Below are 3,430 nucleotides of genomic sequence, written 5' to 3' on the forward strand. Positions count from 1 at the left end.
AATTTTTCCTAGTACAGCTGCCCCTGTTGGGGGTGGTGGGAACGGGGTTCTGGTGCGGCTGGTGGCTGGTGTAGAGCACCCTGTTGGGTCCTGAAGGAACAACCAGTGGTTGTTTTCTTCGGAGCCTTGCGCGGACGGGAGTCCGTGGAGGTTGCCAGGCATGGCCTGGTTCTCCATACCGCCGGCGGTTGTCGGGTTTGGTGGGGAACTGTTCGGGTTGTGGGTTGGTTGTTTGTTGAGAATTGCACAGTGGACGCGAGCATCTTTGTGGTCAAGTTGTCAAGGGCGAACGGTGGATGCCTTGGCACCAGGAGCCGATGAAGGACGTGGGAGGCCGCGATAGGCCTGGGGGAGCTGTCAACCAAGCTGTGATCCCAGGGTGTCCGAATGGGGAAACCCGGCATCAGTCATGTGATGTCACCCGCACCTGAACACATAGGGTGTGTGGGGGGAACGCGGGGAAGTGAAACATCTCAGTACCCGTAGGAAGAGAAAACAATTTAGTGATTCCGTGAGTAGTGGCGAGCGAAAGCGGATTGAGGCTAAACCGGATGCGTGTGATACCTGTCAGGGGTTGCGTGTTCGGGGTTGTGGGACCCTGCTGAGTGTGCTGACACGCACTCGAGAAGTTACAAAGCCAGTGGTTAGTCGAACAGTCTGGAATGGCTGACCGTAGACGGTGATAGTCCGGTAGGTGAAAGCTGCTGGTCTTCTGTGGGTGTTCCCGAGTAGCGGCGGACTCCTGAAATCTGCCGTGAATCTGCCAGGACCACCTGGTAAGCCTAAATACTTCCTGGTGACCGATAGCGGACGAGTACCGTGAGGGAATGGTGAAAAGTACCCCGGGAGGGGAGTGAAATAGTACCTGAAACCGTTCGCCTACAATCCGTCGGAGCCTTACGGGGTGACGGCGTGCCTTTTGAAGAATGAGCCTGCGAGTTAGTGGCATGTGGCGAGGTTAACCCGTGTGGGGGAGCCGTAGCGAAAGCGAGTCTGAATAGGGCGTTTTTAGTCGCATGCTCTAGACCCGAAGCGGAGTGATCTAGCCATGGGCAGGCTGAAGCGCGGGTAAGACCGCGTGGAGGGCCGAACCCACCAACGTTGAAAAGTTGGGGGATGACCTGTGGTTAGGGGTGAAAGGCCAATCAAACTCCGTGATAGCTGGTTCTCCCCGAAATGCATTTAGGTGCAGCGTCGCGTGTTTCTTGCCGGAGGTAGAGCACTGGATGGTCTAGGGGGCCCACAAGCTTACCGAAATCAGCCAAACTCCGAATGCCGGTAAGTGAGAGCGCGGCAGTGAGACTGCGGGGGATAAGCTTCGTAGTCGAGAGGGAAACAGCCCAGATCACCAGCTAAGGCCCCTAAGCGTGTGCTAAGTGGAAAAGGATGTGGGGTCGCATAGACAACCAGGAGGTTGGCTTAGAAGCAGCCACCCTTTAAAGAGTGCGTAATAGCTCACTGGTCAAGTGGTTCCGCGCCGACAATGTAGCGGGGCTCAAGCACACCGCCGAAGCTGTGGCATTCACATTTCAACTTCGCGGCGCCTTGATGTGCCGTGCAGGTGTGTGGATGGGTAGGGGAGCGTCGTGCCGGGGGTGAAGCGACGGGGTGACCTAGTCGTGGACGCGGCACGAGTGAGAATGCAGGCATGAGTAGCGAAAGAAGGGTGAGAAACCCTTCCGCCGGATGACCAAGGGTTCCAGGGCCAGGCTAATCCGCCCTGGGTGAGTCGGGACCTAAGGCGAGGCCGAGAGGCGTAGTCGATGGACAACGGGTTGATATTCCCGTACCCGCGAAAGAGCGTCCCTGACGAACCTCGTTGTGCTAACCATCCAAACCATCCTAGACCTTCGGGTTGCGGGTGGGGAGCGTGGGAACCTGGCGGGTAGTAGTCAAGCGATGGGGTGACGCAGGAAGGTAGCTGAGCCCGGCCGGTGGTTGTGCCGGGGTAAGCGTGTAGGCCGTGCCATAGGCAAATCCGTGGCGCATATGGGCTGAGACGTGATGCCGAGCCGATTCAGGTGAAGTCAGTGATCCTATGCTGCCGAGAAAAGCCTCTAGCGAGTTCTTAGCGGCCCGTACCCCAAACCGACACAGGTGGTCAGGTAGAGAATACCGAGGCGATCGGGCGAACTGTGGTTAAGGAACTCGGCAAATTGCCCCCGTAACTTAGGGAGAAGGGGGGCCGGAGACGTGAAGCCCCGCGCGGGTGGAGCGTTGTATGGCCGCAGAGAGCAGGGGGAAGCGACTGTTTACTAAAAACACAGGTCCATGCGAAGAAGTAATTCGATGTATATGGACTGACGCCTGCCCGGTGCTGGAACGTTAAGGGGACCTGTTAGCTCTTCGGGGCGAAGCGGAGAACTTAAGCGCCAGTAAACGGCGGTGGTAACTATAACCATCCTAAGGTAGCGAAATTCCTTGTCGGGTAAGTTCCGACCTGCACGAATGGCGTAACGACTTCCCCACTGTCTCAACCACAGGCCCGGCGAAATTGCATTACGAGTAAAGATGCTCGTTACGCGCGGCAGGACGGAAAGACCCCGGGACCTTTACTATAGCTTGACATTGGTATCTGAATTAGCTTGTGTAGGATAGGTGGGAGCCGGTGAAGTCCATACGCCAGTATGGGTGGAGGCAATCTTGAAATACCACTCTGGTTGATTTGGGTATCTAACTTCGGACCGTTATCCGGTTCAGGGACAGTGTCTGGTGGGTAGTTTAACTGGGGCGGTTGCCTCCTAAAGGGTAACGGAGGCGCCCAAAGGTTCCCTCAGCCTGGTTGGCAATCAGGTGTTGAGTGCAAGTGCACAAGGGAGCTTGACTGTGAGACTGACAGGTCGAGCAGGGACGAAAGTCGGGACTAGTGATCCGGCACTGGCATGTGGAAGCGGTGTCGCTCAACGGATAAAAGGTACCCCGGGGATAACAGGCTGATCTTCCCCAAGAGTCCATATCGACGGGATGGTTTGGCACCTCGATGTCGGCTCGTCGCATCCTGGGGCTGTAGCAGGTCCCAAGGGTTGGGCTGTTCGCCCATTAAAGCGGTACGCGAGCTGGGTTTAGAACGTCGTGAGACAGTTCGGTCCCTATCCGCCGTGCGCGTAGGATACTTGAGAAGGGCTGTCCCTAGTACGAGAGGACCGGGACGGACGAACCTCTGGTGTGCCAGTTGTCCCGCCAGGGGCACGGCTGGTTAGCTACGTTCGGAAGGGATAACCGCTGAAAGCATCTAAGCGGGAAGCTCGCTTCAAGATGAGGTATCCCACCCACTTTGTGGGGTAAGGCCCCCAGCTAGACGACTGGGTTGATAGGCCGGAAATGTAAGCCCGGTAACGGGTTCAGTTGACCGGTACTAATAGGCCGAGGACTTGACTACCAAGCTGCTACGCGTCCACTGTGCAACTCTGAACGAACACCAAACCCCTGT

General features: G+C 56.9%; 1 rRNA gene. It reads left to right on the plus strand.

Annotated features, from left to right (window positions below):
• Positions 1-269: 269 nt before the first annotated feature.
• Positions 270-3,379, plus strand: a 23S ribosomal RNA gene (locus tag ACIA6B_RS32455).
• Positions 3,380-3,430 lie beyond the last annotated feature (51 nt).

It is taken from the genome of Micromonospora sp. NPDC051141, assembly GCF_044455765.1.
GTDB lineage: Bacteria > Actinomycetota > Actinomycetes > Mycobacteriales > Micromonosporaceae > Micromonospora.